This is a genomic window from Pseudomonas sp. CP4 (assembly GCF_047758505.1).
Taxonomy (GTDB): Bacteria; Pseudomonadota; Gammaproteobacteria; order Pseudomonadales; family Pseudomonadaceae; genus Aquipseudomonas; species Aquipseudomonas fluorescens_AO.
In genome coordinates, this window is the sequence record NZ_CP180489.1 from 200548 (window position 1) to 227142 (window position 26595).

A 26595-nucleotide genomic window follows, 5' to 3' on the forward strand; every position below is an offset into this window, starting at 1 on the left:
CTAGCGCTGTCGGCTGACGGCCGACAGCGCACCAGCGCAAATTCGATGCATCATTGATCTTTCGCCCCGCACCCAGTAAAAAACTGTCTTCCCTTTCCGCCCTTGCAAGGAGCTGCGGATGCTTGAGCTCACCACGCAACGCCTGGACCTGCGCACGATGGTCGAATCCGACTGGCCGCTGTTCCTCAGGCTGCATTCGGAGCCGCAAACCATGCAGTATGTGTTCGGTGAAATCGCCGAGGACCAGGTGCGCAAAGGCTTCGAGCATCGGCTTCCGGCCTGGGGGCCGCAGTCGGATCACTGGTTGTGTCTGGTGGTGATCGACAGGGCCAGCGGGCAGGAACTGGGTGTGACCGGATTCCGCATCCTCTCGCCGGGGCATGCCGAGGTGGGTTGCCTGCTGTTGCCCGAGCATCAGGGCAAAGGCTTTGGCACCGAGTCGCGGCAGGCGATCATCGACTATGCCGCGGACATCGGCCTGGACTCGTTGGAGTCGACCGTGACCGACGGTAATATCGCGTCATGCAAGGTATTGGAGAAATGCGGTTTTGTATTCGAGCGCCGCGTGCCGCAGGCCTATCAGATTGGAGATCGGTGGTTTGACGACCTGATCTACCGCTATCAAATCAGCTGACCGGTTTTATCAGCGACCGCCAAGGAGGCCCTCCTCGTGAACCCTTATCAGTGCTTGCCACCCCGCGCTTTCTGGCGCACCGCCGTGGCTGACAAGCCCGCGCTGAACATCGATCAACTGTGGACGCCACAATTCGAGATCGGCAACAAGGACGCCATCGTCACCGCCGGCTCGTGTTTCGCCCAGCACATCGGCCGGGCGCTGGGCGAACGCGGCATGAACTGGCTGGATGCCGAACCGGCCCCGCCCGGACTGCCCGAAACCGACTGCAAGGCCCGTAATTATGGGGTTTTCTCGTTTCGCACCGGCAATCTGTACACTCCGGCGATGCTGTGCCAATGGCTGGAATGGGCGCTCGGCGTGAGCCTGCCACCCGACGAAACCTGGGCCCATGACGGGCGTTTCTTCGACCCGTTCCGCCCCGCCGTGGAACCCGACGGCTTTGCCAGCGAGGACGCACTGTTCACCTCGCGCGAAGCCACCCTCGATGCCATCCGCACCGCCCTGCGCCGCGCCAAAGTGTTCGTGTTCACCCTGGGCCTGACCGAAGCCTGGCAGAACCGCCAGACCGGTCTGGTGTATCCCGTGTGCCCCGGCACCGTGCGCGGCACCTTCGATCCGCAGTTGCACTGCTTCTGCAACTTCGGCTTCATGGACACCTATGGCGACATGGTCAGGGCGCTTGAATTGATGCGTTCGATCAACCCGCAACTGCGTCTGCTGCTCACCGTGTCGCCGGTGCCCCTGACGGCAACCGCCACGGGCGAGCATGTGTTGAGCGCCACCACCTATTCCAAATCAGTCTTGCGCGCCGTTGCCGGGCAGCTGTGTGAAGACCTGCACGACGTCGACTATTTCCCCTCCTACGAAATCATCACCGGCACACCTTTCAAGGGCGCGTTCTACCAACCCAACCAGCGGGAGGTCACGCCTGAAGGCGTGGCATTTGTCATGCGACAGTTTTTCGCCGGGCTCGATGCGGTTCAACCGCTGCAGGCGCCGACCAGCGTTGCCTCCACTTGCGTGTCCAGTGAGGAGCTTGTCTGTGAAGACGCCGTGCTCGATTACTACGCCTAGGTTTCTGCTGCTGGGCGATTCCCATGCCGGGGTCATCGGCAAGGCGGCGCAGGCCCGCGAGTTGCCTTTGAGTGGCGGCCCACTGGGCACCGGCCGGGATTTCGCGGTGGATTTTTTCAGCCTGACCCGTCATGACGTGGTGTTTCGGGACGTCGAGATGGAGCGCCTGTATCGTCAGGCCCTTGAGCCATTCGAAGTACCGCAACTGGCGAAGGTCGGGGTGCCGCTGGTGAGTACCATCGGGCTGAGCCTGCACTATCTCGCCACCGCGCCGAACTGGACCTGCTACCAGACGCCGGACGGCGAATTCGACGAAGGTTTTCTCACCGGGCCGCTGTTCGAGTCCATCATCGACACCTTGTCCCGGCCTGCGCTGGCGTTCTATGAACAGGCCCGGGCGCTGAACCTCAAGGTCTTCGCCGTGCTGCCGCCGCAGCGGGTGCCGGAGCTGTCCGACCCACGCGTGTTCATGGCCGCGCAGGCGCTGCTGATCGAGCGCCTGCAAGGACTCGGCATCGAGCTGATCGACGTGCGCGCAATGGCGAATGATGAGCTGGGTTTTCAGCTTCCGGCGTACTGCGAGGTGGATGACCCGTTGCACGGGAATCTGGCGTTCGGCGAGTTGATCGTCGAGCAACTGCTCAAACAAGGTCTGTGAATGAGCGATGGGAACGGCGCCCGCTCCCACCCATTTTTTAGACTCAAGCCTTGGGCTGCGTCCCCAGAATCGTCACCCGCTCGCCATACCGCGAGTGCGGAAAATAATCCCAGACCGCATGGTGCTGTGTGCAGCGGTTGTCCCAGAACACCAGGCTGTTCGGCGCCCAGCGCACGCGACAGCTGACGACCGGTTCGCGGGCGACCAGGTCAAACAGCATGTTCAACAGTACCTGGCTTTCACCGTCAGACAGCTGGACGATGTGCGAGGTGAACCCGGAATTGACGAACAGCGACTTGCGCCCGGTTTCCGGGTGGCGAACCACCACCGGGTGTTCGGTTTTCGGCAGATTGGCCGGCGCCTCATAGCCCTTCCACGGAATCGCACCGTCATGGATCGCGGTCAATCCGCCGAGAAACTGCTGCATCGTCGGCGACAGCATTTCCAGCGCCAGGTGCATGTTGGCGAACAGCGTGTCTCCACCGGTGCCGATGGCCGGGGTTTCCTTGACGTACAGCATCGAGCCCATGGACGGCGCCAGATCGGCGGTGCCGTCGGTGTGCCAGGTTTCGCCGGCAACGTAGCGCGATTGCGCATTGGCGCGGATCACCACCAGCTCCGGGTCATCGCCGTCGATGTCTTCCACCGGCAGGGCCCGCAGCTCACCGAACAACCGGCCAAACGCCTTGTGTTCGTCGACCGTCAGGTGCTGATCGCGGAACACCACCACGTGGTTCTCCAGAAAGGCCCGGCGGATTTCCGTGAGCTGCTCGTCGCTCAGCGGCTGCGAAAGATCGACGCCGCCGATCTCGGCGCCGATGATCGGCGTGATCCGCTCGATCGTGATGTGCTGATACGGCGCGCGCCGTTCGGCGGCGATGCGCTCGATTGCCTTGAGTGCCAACTGATCCATGTTCCCTCACCTTTTTTATTGGAACGACACCGATGATTGCTCGTGCAGCGAACGCGGGCGCATGTCAATCCAGTGTTCGTTGATGTAATCCAGGCAGACCTGGCGTTCGCCACGCATCCCCGCCTCGTTCCAGCCGCTGGCCATCGGCTTGCCCGCCGGCCACAGGGAATACTGACCCTGGGCGTTGATCACCACATCGAATTGCAGGTGTGCGTCATTCATGTCGTTCTCCTGTTGAACGGGATTGCAGCGTGGCCAGACTCCGGTCGAGCCCGGCGGCGAGATGGTTGAATACGGCATGTCGCTGTTCGTCGCTCGAAGCGCAGGCCCCGACGTAAACCCGCACGGACGCCCCGCAGACCTGAGCGCAGGTGTCTGCATCGTCGTCCGCAAAGGCCCGGGCCGACACTTCGGCGTTGGCGCTGGCATGAGCTTGGGCAAACGCGGTGGCAGCGGCCTCGGTATTGAGTTGTGCGTAATACCCGGCGAACGCCTCGGCACCGCCGAAGTGCTCGGAAATCGTGGCGCTGTTGGCCGGTGCGCGGCCGTAGGTCATCGCACTGGCGTGGGCCTTGGCGTACGCCGCGTCGTAGGCGTAGGCCTTGCGGTACAGCGCCAGCAACACCGGTTTGAGCGTGGCCCGCCACTCGCCCTGACGCCCGATCACGCCGAGCGCCGCGCGCTGATGCAGGCTTTTCAACACGAGCAGCGCCTGCTGATGTTCCGGCAAGGCTTCGCAGAGCATCGGCATGACCACGTCGGCCTGCCAGAGATGAAACAGCTGGAACGGCACCTGACCCCGCAATTGCCTCAAGCGCAAGGCCGCGTTCGAATCGGCTTCGCACAACACCTTGGTCAAGGCCAGCCACCATCGCGGCATCGCGATCGGATCATTCATGGCGCAGGCTCATCCGTACCGATCGCCTCGGCCAGCAGCCGCGCCCAGCGGCCCACCACGATGCCGTAGTGATCGGTGTCGAGGGTTTGCCAGCTGCGCAACTGCGGCAGCAAGGCCTGCCAATTGCGTTGCAGGTCGTCCGGGTTCCAGGCGTTGCCCAGCCCGTAAGGATTGGCCTGCCCGGCGATGAACAGCCGCACCGCCGTGTTCGCAAGCGCCGGCGGCTGGAAGTCGAGCATGCTGGTCATGTTGTTGCGACAGCACACCGTCAGCCGTTGCAGATACGCCTGACGTTCCTCGGCCATGTCCTGCCCTTGAACCTCCGGCCAGCGCTGGGCGAACTCGCGTTGGAACACCTGCTCGATCGTCTGTTCGTCGATGCCGGCCAGTTCCGCACCGGCATCCGGCGCGGGCGGGTCGATCAGGTATAACAACGGTTGCCTGAATCCGTCAGCCTGGGCCTGATAACACAGCGCCTGCGCCACCCATGCACCAAATGACCAGCCTGCCAGGCGCCAAGTGCTGCCGTGCGGAAGGTGGGCCTTGATCGCCGCCTGATACCGGCGTGCACGTTCGTCCACGCTGATGTTCGGCAACTGCGGCACACGCAGCGCCGGGTCGGCGATCACGCACACGCCCAACTCCGCCGGCAATGCCGACACCAGTTCCCGATAGGCCTGAACATCGCCGCCCACCGGGTGGATCAGGTACAGCCAATCGCGGCCGGCACCGGCATGCCATTGATCAATCCGCACCGCGTCGTGCCAGTCGTGCGGTGCAGCGAGGGGCGCCTCTTCAACCGTGGCGGTCGACACCATCCCGAGCACTTCGCTCAGGCTGACCTTGTGGCTGAATTGCGACAGCTGGAATACCTCACCAGTGGCCGCTTGCAGTTCGTCGATCAGGTCGAGCAGCGTCAGCGAATCCGCGCCCAGGTCGTACAGTGAATCGTCGTCCTCCAGTTCGGCCACACCGAGCCACTTGCACAAACACTCACGCAGGCGCGTCGACAAATCCACGCCCTTCGGTGCCTCGACCACTGCGGCCACGGCACCATGGCGAACCGGATAGAACCGCCGCGCCGTGTCGATGCCAGTGGTCGAGATCAGTAGCTGCGGCAACTGCGTCGCCATCGCCAGATCGAACACCCGACAGCCCTCTTCGGCGGACAGACCAACCGTCAGATGCTCCAGGTGCGCGGTGTCTGCGCTGTTGCTGGTGGTGGCCATGCCGATGTCGCGCCAGATGTCCCAGTTGATCTCCAGGCGCAGGCACGCGTCGGTCGCGTTCGGGCGATAGTGAGTGAAGCCGTCGAGCACCCCGCTGGCCGCTGCGTAGTCCAGATGCCCCGCGCCGCCAAACAGCGCTGACATCGACGAGCAGTACAGGACAAAATCCGGCGTCAGGTGCTCGATCAAGGCCTCGACCGCCAGCATACCGCGGGTCTTGGCGGCCATGGCCTCGGCCATTTGCCGAGCATCGCGGTGACGAATCAGACTGCCTGCACCGACGCCCGCTGCATGAATCACCCCGCTCACACGACCGTAACGAACGGCCAGTTGATCGAGTACCTGCGGCCAGCGCGGCAGGTCGGCGATGTCTGCTTTGATGCAGTCGATCCGCAAAGCGTAAGCCGCCAGAGACGCCGGCAATTGCCCCTGACGCGAGAGCAGCACCACCCGGCGTGCAGGTGCCTGCAGCAGGTGTTCGCACAAGGTTCGGCCGATCCCGCCGCTGCCGCCCAGTACCAGGAACGTACCGTCTTCCGGCAGAAGCCCTGATGTCGTTGCTGGGCCGGTCAATGGCTGAGGCATTAGACGTGGCTGCCAGAGATAACCATCGCGCACCGCCATTCGCCGAGGCAATGAGACCGGATCGACACACAACGCTGCCAACTCGCCCGCGTGCGCTCCGAGGCGTGAAGACGGCCAGTCCAGCCAGTGGCAACGCACCGGGTATTCCTGCGGCACCACTTCAGTGATGCCGGCCAGCGCTGCCAGTTCGGGCCGTTGAACCTCGCCGTCCACCGGGCATGCCTGCCACGACATCAACCACAACCGCAGACGGGTCGTGCGCGGGGTTTGCCCCCAGGCCTGCATCAGCGCACTGACCGTGTCCAGACAGGCCCACTGCGCCAGATCCAGCGATTGCTCGTTGACTGCACCAGACACCGCCAGTGGCAAGGCATGCAGCCAGTCGAGCTCGCCGAGTGCAGGTTCTGCGACCTCAGTGAGCAAACGGCTCAGGGCCTCAGTGTCCAGCGGATCAAGCTCGAAACTGTCTGCGCTCAGGCGTTTGAAACCGTTGCCGGTGCGCACTTGAATCACGCGTCGATACACGGCGTTGAGGCTCGCCAGCAATGTCGATTCGGGCGCGTCATGGCTGCACAGAATCAGCACCTCACGGGTTCCGGCCGTCGCTGTCGCGCTCAGGCGCCGGGTGCGCACCCACTGTCGCTGGTGGAACCAGTCCGCCAGCGGTTGTCGCTCCGGGGTTGGCGCATCAGGTTGAAGCGCTACAGGTGGCTGGAAACGATACGGCTGAAGATCGAATGTCGACGGCGGCAAATCCCAGGGCGGCGGTGCCGAGCGTTGTGGCCACTGGATGTTCGCGCCTTCGTACCAAGCTTCCAGCAGCTCCTGCGGCGATTGATTACCGGCGATCAACGACGCGCCCGAGGCCGCGATTTCCTTGATCGCTGTCGGCTGCAAGGGAATGTCGTCACCCGGCCGGCACACTATCGCGAAGCGCCAGCGCAACTGCCGGCGACCTGACTGCAAGTGCCGTAGCAACGCAGTCTGCTGTTCCGGGTACGCGTGCAGGTATTCGCGAATCGCCGCGATATCGCGCAGCAACTCCGCCCGGCTGTGCGCTGAAATCATCAGCAGCGGCAACGTTTCCTCAACAGTTTCCTGCGCCGTAGGTGCAGCACCAACGATGACGTGCGCGTTGGTCCCGCCGATCCCGAAACTGCTGACACCGGCCAGTCGTCGCCGCCCTTGCGGCCATGGCCGGGACGTGGTCGGCACATAGAACGGCGAATGCTCAAGATCGATCTGCGGGTTGATCCGGCCAAAACCCAGGTTCGGTGGCAGTACGCCATGGAACACCGCGAGGCTGGCGCGAATCAGCCCGACCACGCCCGCCGCCGCACCCAGATGACCGATCTGGCTTTTCACCGAGGCCAGCGCGCATTGGCCGGCCGGCGCATCGCCGAACGCCTTGGTTAACGCCGCGACCTCGATCGGATCGCCGAGCAAGGTGCCGGTGCCGTGGGCCTCTACGTAGCCGATGTCGGCGCCGGTTAACCCGGCACGGCGCAAGGCATCGCGGATGACCGCGCTCTGCCCGGCCACCGACGGCGCGGTGTAACTCATTTTGGCCCGGCCATCATTGTTCAACGCCGATCCTTCGACCAGCGCGTAAATCCGGTCGCCATCGGCCCGCGCCTTGGCCAGCGGTTTGAGCACCACTACGCCGTAGCCGCTGGCGCCAAGGGTGCCGCTGGCGTCGTCGCTGAACGGACGACACAAACCGTCGGCGGAGAAAATGTGCTGCGAGCGGTGCCGGTAGCCCTCGGTCAGCGTCGGGTCGATCAGCACCCCGGCCGCGAGCATCACGTCGCTGTCGCCCTGACGCAGCATCGAACTGGCCAGGTGCACGGCGATCAGCGAGCTGCCGCAAGCAGCCTGCACGCTCAGGGCCGGGCCGTTGAGGTCCAAGTGATACGCGGCTTTGGTCGCCAGAAAATCCTTGTCGTGATGCAGCGCCAGCTGGAAGCCGTCGGGCAAATCGTCGTCTGCGGTTTCACGCAGCATTTGCTGGAAGTAAGTGGTTTCGCCGCAACTGGCGATCAGGCCGATGCGCGGGCCATTCGCCGACGGGACGATGGCCGCGTGTTGCAGGGCCTGAACGCACGCCATCAGCAGATGCCGCTGTTGCGGGTCCATCAGGCGCGCTTCCTGGCGGCTGATGCCGAAGTACTCAGCATCGAAATCGAGCATGCCCGCCAGTTGACTGCGGGCGCCGACCAGCCCCTCGTCAGCGGCAAAGTGCTCAATGCCCAGCCGATTGCCTTGCACCATCGCCCAGAACTCGGACAGGTTCTGCGCCCCGGCCACATTGACCGACATACCGATGATCGCCATCGGCTGATGGTCTGCATCGGTCTGCCGTACACGCTCGGCCACGGCCACCGGCGCGGTCGACAGATGCGCCGCCAGACGTCGCACCGTGACGTATTCGAACAGGTCGGCCATCGTCACCTTGTGCGGCAGCTCTTGGACGTAACGGCCATGCAAACGCATCAATCCGAGGCTGGTGGCGCCGGCCTCGAAGAAGGTCTGCTCCGGTTCGATGTCCCGTCCGATCACGGCCTGGAACAACTCGCTGAGTTGCCGTTCCAGCGCGGTCAATTGAACAACCGGTGTTGGCGTGCTGCGCCGCTCCAGGGCCTCGCCAACATTCGGCAAGGCCTTGCGGTCGATCTTGCCGCTCGGCGTGCGTGGCCAGAGGTCGATCCGCCGGTATTCATCGATTCGCACATGGGCCGGCAGCAGTTGCCCGACCTGACGATCCAGCTCTCCGGATGTCGCAGGTTCGCCCTCGAGCTGCAGCCAGGCGATCAGCCGTGGCGGATCGGCCTGCACCGCCACCACCGCGTTGACCACTTCCGGCACCTGCATCAGCGCCGACTCGATCTGGCCCAGTTCCAAACGATGGCCGCTGAGTTTGATCTGCTGATCGTCACGTCCCAGATAATGCAGGCAGCCGTGGGCATCGGCCCACGCCAGATCGCCGGTGCGGTAGTACAAACGGCCGTCTGCCAGCTCGACAAACCGCGCAGCGTTCAACACGGGATCAGCCAGGTAGCACCGGGCAACCATTGGCCCGGCCACCAGCAGGTAGCCACGGCAGCCGGTGGGCACCGGGCGGTCATGCTCATCGACCAGCAGCAGCCGCGCATTGCCAACGGCATGGCCGATCGGCGCGCGCAACGACCAGTTCCGCGCCACGGACGGCAGGCGCAAGGCGCTGACCACGTGAGTTTCGGTCGGGCCGTAATGGTTGAACAGCGAGGCGTGCGGCATGCCGCCGAACCAGTTGCGCAGCGCATCGGTGCACAGCAGTTGCTCCCCGGCCGTGATCACCTCGCGCAACGCCGTAGGGTAAATGCCCCGGGCCACGGCGGTTTGCGCCAGATGCTGCAAGGCCACGTACGGTAGAAACAGGCGCTCGATCCGCGCCTCGACCATGTACTCCAGCAATGCCTCGGCGTCCTGACGCCAGCGCGGCGTGATCAGGTGATAGCACCCGCCGCCGCACAGGGTGCTGAAAATCTCCTGAAACGACACATCGAACGACAGCATCGAGTACTGCAGGGTTACCGCTTTCGCCGGCAACTGGCCTTCGGTGCGCTGCCATTGCAGCAGGTTGCACAGGGTGCGCTCAGACACTTGCACACCTTTGGGCGTGCCGGTCGTTCCGGAGGTGAACAGCGTGTACAGCGGCCGTTCGCCGGCGTGGCGTCGACGTTCGAACGTTGCGGCATTGGCGCTCAGATCGACCCGATGGGTGGCGAATCGTCCGGCGTTCAGGTCATCTAGCGCTGACTTCGTCATATCGCTGAACAGCACGCAATGCGGTTGCGCCTGTTCCAGCACCTGGCGCTGGATCGCCACCGGATAGGCAGGATCCAGCGGCACCGCCGTCAGATTGAGTTTGGCCAGGGCCAGCAAGGCGACGATGTGTTCCACCGAGGCATCGAGGAACAGCACGACATGCAACGGCGCGTTCCCGACGGGCAACGGATGGCACTCGATCAGGTTTGCCGTCAGCGCATCGGCCAGCGCATTCAGTTCGCTGTAGGTAAGGCGCCGCTGGCCTTGAACCAGCGCAACCGCCTCCGGCGTGCAATGCACTTGATGCTCGAACCCGTCCGCCAGTGTGTTGAACGGCAGCGCAGTCCGAGGGCCCTCACTGGCCGGGGGCAAACCACGTCGATACGGACCGAGCAAATCGTTGAGGTTGGCCGCCGGGGTTTCCAACAACAGGTCCAGGCCTCGGCGAAACAGCGCATTCACTGCGCGCATCTGTTCGCCATCAAAGTAGCTGCACTGATATTCCCACCAGCATTCCAATTGCGACCCGCTGCCCACCATCAACAGCGTCAGCGGGCACTTGGCGTGCAAGTGCTCGTTAAATTGCAGCGTCGCGTGCAGGTTAGAATCGGCCAGCGCTGCGTAATCGGTGTTCTCCAGCACGAACATGAAATCGAACAGTAACGGGCTCGAGGACAGCCGCAGGTCTTCCACCAGATCCGCCAGCGCCACGTCCTGCAACGCCAGCACCTCGCGCACCGTGGCGGTCTGCTTGCGCAACTGTTCATCCAGGGTCGATGCCTGCTCGACGGCGGTCGGGATCAGCACGGTGTTGGCAAACATGCCGACCGTGTCTTCGAACTCCGCCAATGGCCGGTTGGACACCGGACTGGCGATCCGTGGCCGTTCGCACCCGGTCAGGGCGTACAGGCTCCAGGCGAAGACGCTGAACAGCACTTCGAAACGAGTCAGCCGTTGTTGGGTGCAAAAGCGTTCCAGGGCCGCGCTGCGCAGGGTGCCCAAAGGCTCCCGGTGCAACCGGGCGTCCGGGCTGATTTCGCGCATTGGCATCAATGCAGGCGGCGGTTCTTCCTGACGGCGATGCAACTCGGCGAGGGCGCGGCGCTGGTCACGATAATGCGGATCGACGTTCCACTGGCGCTGCCACTGGCCAAACTCCAGCGTCGTCAAGCGGGCCGCGGGTTGCAGGCTGTCGCGGCCTTGCAGGACATCGCTGTAAAGCTGCGCCAGGTCATCGAACAGCAGGTTCACAGACCAACCATCGACGATGATGTGATGCAGGTTCAGCAACAGCCGGCAGCTGCCATCGGCGAACGGTAACAGCCAAGCCTGAAACAGCTTCGGGGTGGTCAGGTCGAACGGCGCGGCGAACACCAGGTCGGCGAAGGCCTGCCAGTTGTCCTCGGTGAACTGCCCGAGCGCAAAGATGCGACAGGTCGAGCCCTGCTCGGCGATAACCTGGTCCAGTCCATCGACACCCGCCACGAATGCCGTGCGCAACCCCGGATGACGCTGCACCAGACGCCCCAAAGCCTCGGCCAATGCCGCGACTTCGACACCTGGCGCCAGATTCAGAATCAGCGGCACGCTGTAGGCGGTCGAGGTCGGCGAGCGTTGTTGCAACAGCCACAGGCGGCGCTGTTCGGCGGTGGCCGGTAAGCGTTTTGCGCGACTGATCGCAGGCGCGGGTGGGTAGATCGACGCGCCGTTCGTTTCACCGCTCAGCTGTACGGCCAATGACGAGAAAGGCTCGTTGAGCAACGTATCGATCGCGATTTCGCGCTGCCAGCGGACACGGATCGCCGAACGCAGGCGCATCGCCTTGAGCGAGTCGCCGCCACAGCCCAGCCAATCGTCCTGCGCACTCAGAGCGGGTTGGCTGAGCAGCGAACGGGCCTGACTCAGCAGCCAATCCAGCGCCGGTGATGCGTTTTCGTTATCCGTAGCCGTCAGGACTGGGTGCCACGGACTCGAACCTTGGGCCAGCAAGCTATCACGATCGATCTTGCCGTTGGCCGTCAACGGCAGGCGCTCCAGCAGGAACAGCTGGTTAGGCCGCATGTAAGGCGGCAGTTGTGCCCGCAGATGGTTTTCGAAAGCGTGATAGTCCAGAGCCCGGCGAGGCACGATGAACGCCAGCAACTGATGATCTTCCGCCGCCTGCCGCCGGGTGCAGACATACACCTGCGCCACACCCGGATGCTCCAGGATCCGTTGCTCCACCTCCCCTGGCTCGATCCGGAAACCCCGGATCTTCACCTGCCGGTCGACCCGCCCCAGGTACTCGATCAAGCCTTCGGCATTGCGCCGCACCAGATCGCCGGTGCGGTAATGCACCTGCGCGCCACCGTCGAGGTCGGGTAAACGGACGAACTGGCGGGCGGTTTCCTCGGGCCGGTTGCGGTAGCCACGGGCGACACCGCTGCCACTCAAATACAGCTCGCCGACCTCGCCTGCCGACACCGGGCGTTGCTGCTCATCCAACACCTGCACGCCGGTATCCGGCAACGGCCGGCCAATGGGCGCCGAGTCACCGGCAAAATCGCGGCTGATCGGCCAGCACAGGGCAAACGTGGTGCATTCGGTGGGGCCGTAGACGTTGAAGATCCGGCAGCGGCTCTCAGGATTGGCCCGGTACCACCCGCGCACGGCGGCGGCGCTGATCTGCTCACCGCCGATCAGCACCTGACGCATGCTGGAAAAGCACGACGGCCACTGGGCAATCATCGTGTTGAACAGCGACACGGTCATGAACAGGTTGTCGACCTGCGTGCGCTCCAGCACCTCGGCCAGTCGACGCGCATCCAGCACGTCCTCGTCAGCGATCAGGACGCAGCAACCGCCGTTGAGCAGCGGCGCCCACAGTTCAAAACTGCACGCATCGAATGCCGGGTTGGACAGGCAGGCAAACCGGTCCGTCGGGCGAATCTCGATGTAGCCGTCGGTGGACGCCAGCCGCAGCAAGCCGCGCTCGCCAACCTCAACCGCTTTCGGCGTGCCGGTGGTGCCCGAGGTGTAGAACAGGAACATCACCTCGGCGAAATCGTCGGCCAGTGTTTGCGGCGCAGCGTCCGGCTGATCGAGCAAGGCCTCGACGCTGGTTTGCCACAGTGAAGGCGACCACACCGATTCTTCATTCAGGGTAATCAGGCCGACACACGCCGCATCCGCCAGCATCAGTTCCCGGCGTTGGCGCGGGCTGGCCCGGTCCAGCGGCACCACTACCGCGCCAACTTTCAACGCGCCGATAATCGCCGCCAACCATTGCCAGCATCGCGGCGTACACAGCGCCAGCGACTGGCCGGGCTCGACGCCGCGCGCCAGCAACCCTCGGGCGATGCGTTCGCTGGCGCTGGCCAGTTGGGCGTAAGTCAGCCTGACCGATTGATCGATAACCGCCGGGGCTTGCGGATTGCGCGCCACTTGCTCGGCAAAACGCGCGAGCAACGGCCTGTCATTGGACGCACTCATTATTTCGCCTCCTGCGCGTCGAAGCGTTGCAGCTCCCGACGGATGATTTGCGAGACCCGGTGGATTTCCGCGCTTTCGAGCATGTCCCAGTGCCCGCCGCTGACCAGTTTCGCCAGATAGCCGCTGCCCGCGCGGCGACGCCAGAAGCCGCGCAGTTCATGCAACTGATGGCGGCTGAAATCTTCCCGCGCCTGGATCAGCACCACACGACCGGCGCGCGGCGCGCACTCATAAGCAGCCATGGCCAGCCGGTTGTGGTTGTAGATGTTGAAATAGCGCTCGACCTGGGCGTCTTCGATGCCGGGGTACATGCCGTTGAAGCGCACCAGTTTGTCGCGAAACTCGGCCATGTCCACGGTGCCGATCTGCTCGCGGAAACAGGGGTCGTCGCTACCCTGGGTGTCAAGCAGCACCACCGTCACCTGACGACGCCCCGCCGCCGTCAACCGTCGCGCCATTTCATAGGCTACGAGGCCGCCGAACGATAACCCGGTGAGGATCAGCGGTTGCTGTGTCAGCGGCTCAATCTGGCGCAAGTAGGCCTCGGCCATCGCTTCGACCGTCGGCTCGGTGCTCTCCCCCGGATTCAGCCCCGGCGATTGCACGCCGTAGACGCCGGTTGTATCCGGCAGCACCTTGGCCAGCGATAGGTAGCAGAACGCCGTGCCGCCCGCCGGGTGAATGCACACCACGTTGTGCTGGCCGCTGCCGCGTCGGAATTCGATCAGGTTGCTCAGGGCCAGCGCCGGGTTGGCCCCGACCCGCAGCCAGCCGCCCAGCGCTTCGATGGTCGGGTAGCTGAGCACCACGCGCACCGGCACTTCGACCGCGAACTGCTGGCTGATTTCATGGGCCATTTTGATTGCGGCGATGGAGGTGCCGCCGACATTGAAAAAGTTGTCGCGGATGCCGATCTGCGGCGCCAGCAACAGGCTTTTCCAGATCTGGTACAACGCCAGTTCGATGTGATCGCGCGGGCTGCTCAGGTTGACCTGGCGGTTGGTCATCTCTTCATCCGCCAATGCTGTCAGCGCGGTTCGGTCGACCTTGCCGTTGGCGGTCAGTGGCAGCGCGTCGAGCCACAGGTAGCTGCCGGGGATCACCGCTCTGGGCAGTGTCGTCGCCAGATGGGCGTGCACCGCTGCTTCGTCCACGGTCTCGGTCACCACGCAACAGGCCACCAGCCGCTGATCCTGCGCTGCTTCGCCGACCATCAGCACCACGGCGCTGCGAATGCCGGGAAACGCTTCGAGCCGGGCCTCGATCTCGCCCAGTTCCAGACGCACGCCGCGCAACTTGACCTGAAAGTCGTTGCGACCGAGAAATTCCAGTTGACCGTCCGGGCGATAACGCGCCAGATCGCCGCTGCGATAGAGCCGATCGCCTGTCACAAACGGATTGTCGATAAAGCGCTCGGCACTGAGCTGCTTCAGTCCCAGATAGCCGCGAGCCACGCCCACGCCGCCAATGTGCAGATGCCCGGTCACGCCCACCGGCACCGGCTGGTCGCGGTCATCAAGCACGTAAAAACGGTTATTGGAAATCGGCCGGCCGATCGGCAGCTGCCGGGCCGGCACCTCGGCGCCAGGTTCCAGGGTCCAGATGCTGTTGATCACCGTGGTTTCGGTCGGGCCATAGACGTTGTGCAACCGCGCGTGGGGCAGGCGCTCCTGAAAGCGCCGGGCCAGAGCCGGTGGCAGTTCACCGCCGCCGCTGAACACGTCAGTCAGCGACGCACACTGGCTGACCTCGTCGACCTCCAGAAACAGCTGTAGCATCGCCGGCACGAACACCAGCGCCGTGACCTTCCGTTCGCGCACCTCGCGCGCCAGATACGCTGGTTCGTAATGCCCGCCGGGCCGCGCGATCACCAGCCGCCCGCCAGTTGCCAGCGGCCAGAACGTCTCCCACGCCGAGGCATCGAAACCGAACGGAATCTTGTGCAGCATCGCCCCCGCTTCGCCGCAGACCTGCAAACACCACAGCAGCAGGTTGCTCAGGCCACGGTGGGCGACCATCGCCCCCTTGGGCAAACCGGTGGTGCCCGAGGTGTAGATCACGTAGGCGAGGTGGTCAGGGGTGACGCCGACATGGCGCGGATCAAGATCGTCCGCCGGCAATGACGCCCAACTCGCGGCATCTTTTTCGAGGTCGAGAATCGGCGCTTCCCAGGTCGAGCCTTGCACGGCTTGCCCCAGGATACCGTGCGCCGAGCCGAGGGTCAGCAGCACCGCCGGTGTGCTGTCACCGAGCATATGGCTCAGGCGCCCCAGGGGATAATCCGGATCCAGCGGCACGTAGGCGCCGCCGGCCTTGAGCACTGCCAGCAACGCGACCGGCAACTCCAGCGAGCGCTCGATGCACACCGCCACGCGCACATCCGGGCCGACGCCCAAGTTGCGCAAGTGCCGCGCCAGGCGGTTGGCCCGGGCATTGAGTTCGGCGTAGTCAAGCGACTCATCCTCGAACACAACTGCGCAGGCCTGAGGGTTGCTCGCCGCCTGCGATTCGACCAGTTGATGCACGCAGGGCGCCGCTTGCGTCAGTGGCGCGGCGCGGTTGAAGTCCACCAGCATCTGCTGACGCTCCGCCTCGTTCATCAACGGCAACGCATTGATCGGTTGCTTGGCGTCGGCGGCGATCTGCTCGAGCAGGTGGCGGTAGTGCCCGCTCAGGCGTTCGATGGTCGCAACGTCGTAGAGGTCGGTGTTGTATTCCACCAGCAAGTCCAGTCGCCCTGCCCGCTCGACCCATTCGAATGCCAGATCGAACTTGGCCGTGGCACTGCTGGTGCCGTAAGGCGCCAGTTCCAGAGCGGGCATCTGCACCGCGTTGCCCGGGGTGTTCTGCAGCACCAGCATCACCTGGAACAATGGTGAGTGACCGGCATCGCGCGGCGGGTTGACGGCCTCGACCACGCGGTCGAACGGCACGTCCTGATGGGCGTGGACGTCGAACATCTGCCCCCGCACCTCACGCAGCAGTTCAGCGAAGGTCTGCTGCGGATTCAGGCGCTGACGCAGCACCAGCGTATTGACGAAGTGACCGATCAGCGGCTCGATTTCCGGGCGATTGCGATTGGCGAACGGCGTGCCGATGCACAGATCCTGCTGACCGCTGTGGCGCCACAGCAGCACCGCCAATGCGCCCAGCAACACGTTGAACAGCGTGCCCTGGGTCTGCCGGGCCAGCGCGGTGAGTTCACGCAAGGTGCCGCCATCGACGGACGTACTGAACGTGGACCCGACAAAGCGCTGCACCAGCGGCCGCGGCCGGTCGGCGGGCAAGGTCGATAGCAGCGGCGCGTCGTCCAGGGTGCGGCGCCAGTAATCGAGCTGCGCGTCCAGCGCCGCACCACCCACCCGCTGTTGCTGCCAGCACGCGTAGTCGGCGTATTGCACCGGCAACGGCGCAAGCGTCGAGGTTTCGCCACGCAGATAATCGCCGTACAGCGTGGCGACTTCATGCAGGATCACACCCATCGACCAGCCGTCGGCGATGATGTGATGCACGCTGTACAGCCACAGGTATTCATCGTCGGCCACGTGCAGTAACGACGCCCGCAGCAAAGGGCCTGCGGCCAGATCGAACGGCGCCCGGGCATCCTGTTCGACGGCGATTCGCACTTGCTGCTCGCGCTCGTCGGCAGGCAATTGGCGCAGATCGGTCACCGACAACGACAGCGGCATCGACGAATGCACCATCTGACGCGGTTCACCGTCCACGCTGCAAAACGTCGTGCGCAGGACTTCGTGGCGGGCCACCAGTTGGTTGAGCGCCCGCTCCAGCTGCGCGACGTCCAACTGTCCTTTCAGCGTTACCGCCGTCGGCACGTTGTAGAACGGGTTGCCGGGTTCCAGTTGATCAAGAAACCACAGTTGCCGTTGCGAAAACGACAATGGCCAGGCCCCGTGCGCACTTGCTCGGCGGGGAATTACCGCGTCGTCTTGCCCGCCGAGCAAGGCGATCAGTTCCTGTTTGTGACGCTTGAGCGCCTGGGTCAGTTCTTCGGTGAGAAACCCGCGCGGCGCCTTGCAGCGCAGCCTGTCACGGTCAACCTCGAGCACCACGCCATGGCGAGCGAACAACGCCAGCAATTGATCGGCATTCATACTTCGAATTCCTCCATGTCTTCATTGTCCAGGCTGGCGGTCACAGGCTCGATGGCAAACGCCTCGACTGGCGCGTGGTGTCGTTCATCGGCCGTGCGCAGGCCGCCGATCATCGAGTAGATCAATTCATGGCTCGGCCCGAGGTCGAACAGCGTGGTCAGTTGCTGTTCTTCGACCGAGCCGATGCCGCACAGGCCCAGGCCCTGCTCGACGGCGGTCATGCTCAGCAACTGGGCCATGGCGCCGCTTTCGATGTGGCAGAAGTCGCGGCTGCGCTCGCCGTACAACGGACGAATCGCCGCCATGTCGGCGATGAAGAACAGCGCGAACGCGGCGTTCTCGTAGACCGGACGGTTGACGAAATAGTCGTAGGTGTCCGGGTCGAGCGCTCCGCTCTGGAGCGCCAGCAGACGATGCTGGCGGGGATCGTAGTAATACGCGCCGCCGGGCACGCCGAGCACGCGATCCGGCTTGACGTAGAGGTACGCCTGAATCGGGTACAGCCCGCCCGCCGACGGGAACTGGTATTTCACCTCGCCATCGAGTTGCCCTTGGGCCAACGCCGCCAGTACGTGCGCGAAGGCCCGGGTGGCGATCGGTTGCCGATCGTATTGACGCACCGAGCGGTAATTGCTCAACCGTCGGGCGAAGGCCGGGTCTTGCGGCAGGTCCAGCGCCAGCGCCGGCAGGGTCTGAGCGAAGTCGCGGCGTCCACGCTGTTCGGCCTTGAACTGCGCCCGCTGCTGGGGATCTTCGATGATGTCCTGTACGAGATCCGAGGCCTGCTGCACCTTGCCGAGCACATCCTGTCGCGCCCGGTTCTGGCGGTACATGCCAAGCAGATGCAGCAACGTCGGTTGGGCCAGCAGTTGCGCCACGTGCGGGCGGAACTGCAAGGCGCCGGACAAGGCGTTGCTGATCCTGACGATATCGATCGACGTTGCGCCGAGGTTCAGCAGATTGGCGTTGGCGGCAATGGAATCGCGCTTGAGCACGTCCTGCACGATTGCCACCAGCCGTTGCTCCTGCGGGCCATCGACTTCGATCGCCGGTCCTTGCTCCTCGATCTGCTCCGGTTCCGGCAGGCGTTTCTTGTCGACTTTGCCGTTGGACGACAACGGCCACGCCTCAACAAAGGTGAACGACGGCGGAATCATGTAGGCCGGCAGTTTGTCGCTCAAGTACGCGCTCAAATCGTTGGCCTGCAACGCCGGATCGGCCTTGAGCACGTAACCCGCCAGACGCTTCTCGCCCAGCGCGCTGCCCAGAATCCGCACCACCGCGCTCTGCACGCCGGGATGGCGATTGAGCGCGGCTTCGATTTCGCCCAGCTCGATGCGATAACCCTGAACCTTGACCTGATTGTCTTCGCGGCCGAGGAATTCGATGTTGCCGTCCGGCAGCAAGCGCCCCAGGTCGCCGGTGCGATACAGGCGCTCGCCGGTCAGTGGATGATCAAAGAAACTGCCGGCGCTGAGCTTGTCATCGCGCCAGTAACCTTTCGCCAGACCGATACCGCCGATGTACAGCTGCCCCGCGACCCAGGTCGGGCGCACCTGCAGCGTTTCATCCAGCACGTAGAAGCGCTGATGATCGAGAGCCTTGCCGTAGGGAATGCTGCGCCACGCCGGGTCGACATGCTGCACCGGGTAACAGATCGACCAGATCGACGCTTCGGTGGCACCGCCCAGGCTGATCAACTGCAAATCCGCCTGCAAGGCCCAGGCCCGCTCGGGCAGAGTCAATGGAATCCAGTCACCGGACAGCATCGCCACCCGCAGGCTGGCGGGCAACGCGCCGCCCTCGCCCTCGACGTACTCGACCAGCATGCCGAGCAGCGCCGGGACCGAGTTCCACACGCTGACCTGGTGACGTTCGATCAACGCCAGCCAGTGCGCCGGATCCAGTGACAGTTGCGGTTCGAGGATGACCACCGCCGCGCCCACGGCGAGGGTGCCGAAGAAGTCATAGACCGACAGGTCGAAGCTCAGCGACGAGATCGCCAATACGCGGTCGTTCGGGCCGACGGCGAAGCGTCGGTTGATGTCGAGCAAGGTATTGACCGCACCGCGATGATCGATCACCACGCCTTTGGGCTGGCCGGTGGAGCCCGAGGTATAGATCACGTAAGCCAGGTCGCTTTCGTTCACCTGTACCGGTTGCAGTGGCTGTACATCGTATGAGACTTCATCGGTCACCGCGATGGCCGTGACTTGCACCGGCCATTCGATTTTGTCGAGCAGCGCGGGTTGGGTCAGGGCCAGACTTGCCTCGGCCCGCTCCAGAATATGCCGCAGCCGTTCCGCCGGCTGAGTCGGCTCGATGGGCAGATAAGCGCCGCCGGCATACAGAGTCGCCAGGGTCGCGACCACTTGCTCCCAACCACGCTCCATCACCACCGCGACCAAGCGGTTCGGCAGCACGCCTTGCGCTTGCAGACGGGCGCCGAGTTGCCGCGCCTCGTTGCGTAGCTGGGCGTACGTCAGCTGTCGCTCACCGATTACCGCCAGTGCATCCGGTGTGGCGAGGGCCTGACGTTCGAACAAGTCGTGCATCAACGGCAGCGTGTGCTGGTTGTCGACCGGTGCCGGCAAGCGTGCCTGCGGCAACAATTGCGGCGTGTTTGCGCCCCAGGCTGCCGGCTCGCACAGGCTGTCGAGCAGCGTGTTATAGGCGACGAACATCTGCTCGATCATCCCTTGCGGGAACAGTTCGTCGATGCTGTCCCAGTTAAACAGCAGCCGTCCTTCCAGCTCCAGCAACGTGTGGTCGAGCCACACCTGCGGGGTCTGGGTGATGCTGTGCATGTGCCTGGCATTCAACGCGTCGGCGAGATTGAACTCGGCCAGTTCCGGCGCTGCTTCCGACAGTGTGCTGTTGAACACGATCGGCATCGCCGTCTGCTGCACGCCCCGGGCCTGGGACAATTCGCGCAGTACTCGGACACCGCTGACCACCGAATGGTCGATATCGCGCCACAGTTGCGCCTGCACCGCGCGGGCCTTATCGGTGAAACTCTGCGAACCGTCGATGCCGACTTCCAGCAGCACCAGCGAGGTGAAGTCGCCGATGATTTCGTCTACATCGGGATGAAGCGGCATGCGGTTGAACAGCGGCAGGCTCAGGGTGAAACGCGGCGTGCGGCTCCAGAGTGCCAGCACTTCGCTGAACGCGGTCAGCAGCATCACCGACGGCGTCACGGCAAACTGTTTAGCTACGGCTTTGAGCTGCGACCACTGCGTCGCCGACATGTCGCGGTCGCGGCGGGTGAAGTGCGGGTTGGCGATGCTTTCCGGCTGGCGCACCAACGGCAGGTCCGGAGCCGGGGCCAGAGTGGTCACCCGCTCACGCCAGTAGCTCAGCGCCTGCTCGTAGCGGCGGCCATCGCGCAACTGTTGTTCGGCCAGCACATAGTCGCGGAAAGTCAGGCCCGGTTCCGCCAGTTCCAGCGTCGGATCGACATAGAACGCCATGAGTTCGCGGGCGAGAATCTGCGTGCTCGCCGCGTCGACGATCAGCGCGTCGAGGCTGATGTGCAAATGGGTGATGCCGTCGTCGAGCAACGACAGGCTGAACTCGAACAGCGGCCAGCGACTGGCGTCCAGCACCTGGTGGGACTGGCGTTCGCGGGTCGCCTCAAGGGTGCGTTGCGCTACATCAGCGGGCAACCCGCGCAGGTCGCTGCGCGGCATATGGTAGGTCGGCACCTGCCCCAGTACCTGTTGCGTACCGTTGCTGAGGAACACCACGCGCAGCATGTCGTGGCGCTGGATCATGCGGTTCAGCGCACGCTCGAAACGCTCGGCGTCGAATTCGGGAATGCGCAATTCTTCGTAGCCGTGGGCACTGACGCCGCCCAGACTGACCGTGGCCTCGCGACCGAACCAGTAGGCTTGCTGGATATCGGTAAGAGGGAACGGTTCATGTCGATTGCCGCGATCCGGCTCGAGCTGGATGAATGCCGGTTCAACGCTTTGCTCTTCACGCGACACCTGCGCCGCCAGATCCAGCAACACCGGGGTCTGGAACAGGCTGCTCAGGGACAGTTGCGCGCCCATGCGCTGGTTGATCGCGTAGATCATCCGCGTTGCCAGCAGCGAGTGGCCGCCGAGGTCGAAGAAGTTGTCGTGGATGCCGACCCTTTCGCACTTGAGCACTTCGGCCCAAATCTCGGCCATCTGACGCTCAATGTCATTGCGCGGCGCCTCGTAAGTCGCCCCGGCACTGCGTTCCGGCGCTGGCAGCGCCTGGCGGTCGAGCTTGCCGTTGCGGGTCAGCGGCAATTGCGACAGGCGAACCCAGGCACTCGGGATCATGTGTTCGGGCAACTGGCGTTGCAGTTCGGCGCGCAGGCATTCAGGGCGCGCGGTGCCGACCACATAGGCCACCAGACGCTTGTCCCCGGCCACGTCCTCACGCAGCAACACGGCGGCTTCCTGTACGCCGGGTTGTTGATGCAACAGGCTGTCGATCTCGCCGAGCTCGATGCGGAAACCGCGCAATTTCACCTGCTGGTCGATGCGTCCCAGGTATTGCACGTTGCCGTCGGCCTGGAACTTCGCGAGGTCGCCGCTGCGGTACATCCGCCCGCCCGGCTCGGCACTGAACGGGTCCGGCAGGAAGCGTTCGGCGGTCAGGTCCGGGCGGTTCAGATAGCCACGGGCCAGGCAAGCGCCAGCGATGTACAACTCGCCTGCCACGCCGGTCGGCACGGGATTCAGATATTCGTCCAGCACGTACAGCCGCGCATTGGCGATGGGGCGGCCAATGGGCGGCGCGTCCGGCCAGGATTCGGCCGCGTCGCAATCGAGGCTGAATTGGCTGACCACATGGGTTTCGGTCGGCCCGTACTGGTTGTGCAACTGCGCGCCGCCGAGCCCGCGGACAAAGCCACGCAGCTCGTCATTGATTTGCAGGGCTTCACCGGCGGTGATGATCTCGCAGCCGCCGGCCGGCATCGGTGCATCGGCCTCGGTCAGGCCGGCGAGTTGCTGCAACACGGCGAACGGCAGGAACGCCCGCTGTACACCTTCGGCCACCAGGGTCGGGCGTAGCACGGCGAGGTCCTTGCGACTGTCTTCGGTCATCAGCAACAAGCTGCCGCCCTGGCACAGCGTGCTGCAGATTTCCTGGAACGAGACGTCGAAATTCAGCGAGGCGAATTGCAGCACCCGCTGCGGCGCCCTGGCCTGATCGAGTTGCCAGGTGATCAGGTTGTCCAGCGCACGACGGCTGTGGGCCACGCCTTTGGGGCGTCCGGTGGAGCCGGAGGTGTAAAGCACGTAGCCGAGGTGTTCCGGGCACACCGTGACCTGCGGGTCGTCCGTCGGGTGTTGCGCCCAATGCGATGCGTCAGTGTCCAGGCAGCAGATTTTCGCCTCGTTAGCTGGTAGCCCGGCCATGAGGCTCGATTGCGTCAGCAGCAAGGTAGGCGCCGCATCACTGAACATGAACGCCAGACGTTCGCTCGGGTAAGCCGGATCGAATGGCACATACGCCGCACCGGCCTTGAGGATCGCCAGCAGGCCGATAACCATTTGCGGCGAACGCTCCAGGCACAGGCCGACGCGATGCTCGGGGCCGACGCCTTGTTCGATCAGGTACCGCGCGAGGCGGTTGGCGGCGCGATTCAGTTCGCCGTAGCTCAGTTGCTCACGGTCGGCGAGCAGCGCCACGGCGTCGGGTGTTTGCCGGGCGAGGCTTTCGAAACGCGCCACGCAACCGGGTAGCGACGCGGTTTCCCGGGCGGTGCGGTTCCAGTCATGAACGATCTGCTGGTGTTGCTCGGCGCTCAGCAGCTTGATCCCCGCCAGCGACTGCTCGCTATTCTCGAACATCTGCGTCAGTACCCGACGCAGGTACTCGCCGAACTGCTCGACGGTGCCGCGCTCGAACAGGCCCGAAGCATATTCCAGACCGCCGACGATCCGCCCGTCACGCTCACTGAGGGCCAGTTGCAGGTCGAACTTGGCCACGTGATGGCTGCTCTCGACCGGGGTCACCTCAAGCCCGGTCAGCAGCAGATCGGAATCCTGATCCTGTTCCCAGGCAAACAGCACCTGAAACAGCGGACTGTGGGCCAGACTGCGCGGCGGGTTGAGCAATTCCACCACTTGCTCGAACGGCAGGTCCTGATGCTCCTGAGCCTCCAGTGCCACTCGCCGCGCCTGTTGCAGCCATTGCGCCACCGAGGGCGTACCCGACTGAGTCATCCGCAGAGCCAACGTATTGACGAAGAAACCGATCAGCCCTTCCAGTTCCTGTTGCGGGCGGTTGGCCGACGGCACGCCGATCACCACGTCACTTTGCCCCGACAGGCGCGACAACAACAGCGAAAAACCGGCCAGCAGAGTCATGAACAGCGTCGTGCCTTGCTGCATGCCCAGGGCTTTCAATCGCGCGGTCAAAGCTTCGTCGAAGACCAATGGAACAAAGCCGCCGAGGTAATCCTGCACGGGCGGACGCTTGTGATCGGTCGGCAGCGCCAGCAGCACCGGTGCGCCGCTGAGGGTTTCACGCCAGTAGCGGCTTTGCTGCTCCAGAACGTCACCGGACAGCCATTGTTTTTGCCACACGGCGTAATCCACGTACTGCACCGGCAATGGCGGCAGCGGATCGCCGCGATCCTGCAACGCCGCTGCGTACAGTTGGCCGAGCTCGCGGGTGAGCACGCCCATCGACCAGCCGTCCGAGATGATGTGGTGCTGGGTCAGCAACAGCACATGGTCATCCGCCGCCAGCCGCACCAGGCTGACCCTCATCAGCGGGCCGCGGCTCAGATCGAACGGTACGGCCCCCTCCTCGTCGATCAAGCGGCTCAGGCGTTTTTGCGCATCGTTCCCCTGCACGTCAATCACCGTCAGCCGGGTACTGTGCGCAGGCGGCGAAACCCATTGCCGCCCTTCCCCTTCAACGGCAATGAACGTCGTGCGTAGCGCCGCATGGCGCGCCACCAGTTGATTGAAGCTGCGTTCGAGTGCTGCCACGTCCAGCGAACCGCGCAAACGCAGGTTCAACGGCATGTGATAGGCGGCGTTGCCACCCTCCATTTGCGCCAAAAACCACAGGCGCTGCTGAGCAGACGACAACGTTTGCGCGCCCGAGCGTTCAAGGGTTGTGATGGCTGGACGAGCCGCCGCCTGACTGGCGTGCAGCCGTTCGGCGAACTCAGCCAGAACCGGCGCGGCAAACAGCGTCGAGGGTGCCACTTCCAGCCCCAGCGCATGACGAACCTGCGCCAGCACGCGCATCACCAGCAGCGAGTGACCGCCGAGGGCGAAGAACTGATCCTGACGCCCGACCTGCTCGACGCCGAGCACGTCGGCCCAGATTGCGGCGAGCGCTGTTTCCAGCGGGCCTTGTGGTGCCTGATACTCCTGCTGCTCGAACGCATCGATGTCCGGCAACGGCAGGTTTGGTCGATCGACCTTGCCGTTGGCGGTCAGCGGCAACGCATCGAGACGCACGAAGGCGGTTGGCACCATGTAGTCCGGCAGACTGGTTTGCAGCTGTTCACGCAGCGCGCGCGGGCTCAGCGCTGAGTCTGGTTTTTCGCAGTAGTAGGCCACCAGACGCGGTTCACCGGGACTGTCCTGACGCAGCAACACCACGCTTTCCCGCACGCCCGGAATGTCCGCGAGCCGGGTTTCGATTTCCCCCAGCTCCAGACGCAGCCCGCGCAATTTGGCCTGGGAATCGTTGCGGCCGAGGAATTCCAATTGGCCGTCGGCCCGGTAACGCGCCAGATCTCCGGTGCGATACAGACGCTCGCCCGCCACGAACGGGCTGTCGATGAAACGCTCAGCGGTCAGTTGCGGCAGGTTCAGATAACCGCGCGCCACGCCGACGCCACCGATGTACAGTTCACCGGCTGCCCCCTCGGCAACCGCTGTACCGTCAGCGTCGAGCAGGTAAATCCGGGTATTGGGCAGTGGCCGGCCGACGGGCAACACCGCGTCGATCTGGCTGCCTTCGGTGAATTCAAAACAGGTGCTGTCGATGCTCGCCTCGGTGACGCCATAGGCCTGGACGATCTGCACCTGCTCACCGCACAGCCTGCGTAATTGCCGGGCGCTGTGGGCGGTCCAGATGTCGGAGCCGCAAACCACGGTGCGCAGGAACGACAGGTCGTGGCCGGTCTCTTCGACCCACGCCAACAGTGGATTGAGCAGCGCCGGCACGAAGTCGGCAAAGCCGATGCGCGCATCACGTATCAAGCGATACAGGGCCGGCGGGTCCATCAGGGTGTCCCGTGGACACAGCACCAGCGTGCCGCCAAAACCCAGCGCACGGATCAGGTCGGCGCTGAACACGTCGAAGGAAAAACCGGCCATTTGCAGGTGGTTGATCGGCTCGCCCAACTCATAGAGTTGCGCCCAGTCACCACTCACCGCAACCAGCCCGCGATGCTCGACCATCACGCCTTTCGGGGTGCCGGTGGAGCCGGAGGTGTAGATCACGTAAGCCAAGTGACGGGGTGTCAGGCCGATCGCGTGAGGATCAGGGTTGTCAGCCGCAAGCGCAGCCCAATCGCGGGCGTCGGCCAGATCCAGCAGAGTGGGGATGGTCGCCGACTGTTCGAGCGCCGCCCGCAAAACAACGCGCGCCTGTCCATGGGTCAGCACCACCGGCGGTGCGCTGTCGACCAGCATGTGTGCCAGCCGCGCCTGCGGATAAGACGGGTCCAGCGGCACATAGGCGCCGCCGGCCTTGAGCACCGCGAGTACGCCGACCAGCATTTCCAACGAGCGCTCCAGGCACAGTCCGACTCGCACGTCCGGCCCGACCCCGAGCTTGCGAAGGTGATGGGCCAACCGGTTGGCGCGGGTGTTCAGTTCACGATAACTGAGCGTCTCCTGCTGCCAGCGTGCGGCGATGGCATCAGGGTTGCGCAGCACCTGCGCCTCAAACAGACCGTGCACGCACAGGTCTGCATCGAACGGTTTCAAGGAGCAAACGTCGGGCTGCGTTGGATTCGTCCCACGCAAGGAAGTGTGATCGAGCATCGGAGAGTACCGTCCATGACTACTTTATTGTTGTGATCAGGCCGGGACAGAACATGCCCCGCCGGTCAGGCCCCGGCATCAGATGCCGGCACGGTCATTCGAATTCAGGAGGATGGCACGGCGCGCGCGTGCAGACTCACGTTGAACGCGGGCACACGCAGAGATTCGGGGGGAGACAGGCTGGAGAAGAACGCCGCCGCGCGGTC

At 64.2% G+C, this 26595-nt stretch carries 9 protein-coding genes; 3 read left to right on the forward strand and 6 right to left on the reverse strand.

Annotated elements, in window-relative coordinates; all coding sequences use genetic code 11:
• Positions 1-118: 118 nt before the first annotated feature.
• The 3 genes from ACMYUN_RS00805 to ACMYUN_RS00815 are packed head-to-tail and all read left to right on the forward strand — an operon-like array spanning position 119 to position 2369.
• Positions 119-634 carry a GNAT family N-acetyltransferase gene (locus tag ACMYUN_RS00805; RefSeq protein WP_065617339.1) on the forward strand — a complete coding sequence of 172 codons (516 nt, stop codon included), beginning with the start codon at positions 119-121 and terminating at the stop codon, positions 632-634.
• A gap of 36 nt (positions 635-670) precedes the next feature.
• Positions 671-1711 (forward strand): GSCFA domain-containing protein, encoded by a 1041-nt coding sequence (locus tag ACMYUN_RS00810; protein ID WP_415762447.1) that lies wholly within the window; start codon positions 671-673, stop codon positions 1709-1711.
• A complete protein-coding gene (locus ACMYUN_RS00815) occupies positions 1680-2369 on the forward strand; it encodes a hypothetical protein (RefSeq protein ID WP_039762899.1) in 690 nt (229 codons plus the stop codon). The genes ACMYUN_RS00810 and ACMYUN_RS00815 overlap by 32 nt, the downstream gene beginning before the upstream one ends.
• A gap of 43 nt (positions 2370-2412) precedes the next feature.
• On the opposite strand, the gene ACMYUN_RS00820 is transcribed toward ACMYUN_RS00815, so the two are convergent.
• The 6 genes from ACMYUN_RS00820 to ACMYUN_RS00845 are packed head-to-tail and all read right to left on the reverse strand — an operon-like array spanning position 2413 to position 26389.
• Entirely contained in the window at positions 2413-3282 is an 870-nt protein-coding gene (locus ACMYUN_RS00820; protein WP_415762448.1) for a TauD/TfdA dioxygenase family protein, read from the reverse strand.
• 15 nt (positions 3283-3297) lie between these two features.
• Entirely contained in the window at positions 3298-3504 is a 207-nt protein-coding gene (locus ACMYUN_RS00825; protein WP_039762895.1) for an MbtH family protein, read from the reverse strand.
• Positions 3497-4180 carry a hypothetical protein gene (locus tag ACMYUN_RS00830; RefSeq protein WP_415762449.1) on the reverse strand — a complete coding sequence of 228 codons (684 nt, stop codon included), beginning with the start codon at positions 4178-4180 and terminating at the stop codon, positions 3497-3499. The genes ACMYUN_RS00825 and ACMYUN_RS00830 overlap by 8 nt, the downstream gene beginning before the upstream one ends.
• Positions 4177-13272 (reverse strand): amino acid adenylation domain-containing protein, encoded by a 9096-nt coding sequence (locus ACMYUN_RS00835; RefSeq protein ID WP_415762450.1) that lies wholly within the window; start codon positions 13270-13272, stop codon positions 4177-4179. The genes ACMYUN_RS00830 and ACMYUN_RS00835 overlap by 4 nt, the downstream gene beginning before the upstream one ends.
• Positions 13272-17384, reverse strand: a complete 4113-nt coding sequence (locus tag ACMYUN_RS00840) for an amino acid adenylation domain-containing protein (RefSeq protein WP_415762451.1) — start codon at positions 17382-17384, stop codon at positions 13272-13274. The genes ACMYUN_RS00835 and ACMYUN_RS00840 overlap by 1 nt, the downstream gene beginning before the upstream one ends.
• Positions 17381-26389 carry an amino acid adenylation domain-containing protein gene (locus tag ACMYUN_RS00845; protein ID WP_415762452.1) on the reverse strand — a complete coding sequence of 3003 codons (9009 nt, stop codon included), beginning with the start codon at positions 26387-26389 and terminating at the stop codon, positions 17381-17383. Before ACMYUN_RS00845 ends, ACMYUN_RS00840 begins: the two co-directional genes overlap by 4 nt.
• Positions 26390-26595 lie beyond the last annotated feature (206 nt).